We start from the raw sequence: 466 nt of genomic DNA, 5'->3' as shown, positions 1-466 counted from the left end.
ACGTGGCATCGCCCAGGTGCTGGGTACGGCCCTTTCCTCCGGTATGAGTGCCGCCATTTCGGGCATTGCCGGAATCGGCCATATTTTGCTGGGCGTCAGTCTGGTGCTTCTGCTGCTGCAGGTCAAGCGTAGTGTAGCCGACGCAGAGGTCTGATTCCATGATTTTTCAAAAGGGCGGCTCCCGACCAGCCATCCCCTGCAGCGAACTGGTTTTTCCCCCTTTGACCTTCCTGTTTTTCAAGGGCGCGCCTTGGCGAAACGGCAAGATGCCCATATGCAAAAAAGACGGACAGGCTGATCAGCTTTTCCGTCTTTTTTGTGCAGCCGTTCCTGCAATGGAGCATCAACCAAACGATGCCACGTTTATTTTCTGCGTATTTTACGATCTGCCTTGGCTATTGCAGCGCAATAGAGGCAGGAATCCTGATGCACGGTCCGCAGTTTTCCGCAGCTGCTGCACCGGTAC

General features: G+C 54.7%; 2 protein-coding genes. Both read left to right on the top strand.

Annotated features, from left to right (window positions below; translation table 11 throughout):
- Positions 1–7 precede the first annotated feature (7 nt).
- The gene (locus H6B10_RS15320) at positions 8–154 is read left to right on the top strand and encodes a DUF2871 family protein (protein ID WP_345941867.1); all 147 of its coding nucleotides are present in this window, start codon (positions 8–10) and stop codon (positions 152–154) included.
- 4 nt (positions 155–158) lie between these two features.
- The coding region (locus H6B10_RS15315) for a hypothetical protein (protein WP_204652341.1) at positions 159–466 on the top strand (308 nt) is incomplete at its 3' end.

The sequence above is a fragment of the Gemmiger formicilis genome (assembly GCF_016901605.1).
GTDB classification, from domain to species: domain Bacteria; phylum Bacillota; class Clostridia; order Oscillospirales; family Ruminococcaceae; genus Gemmiger; species Gemmiger formicilis_B.
This window is presented reverse-complemented; position numbering and strand designations above follow the sequence as displayed.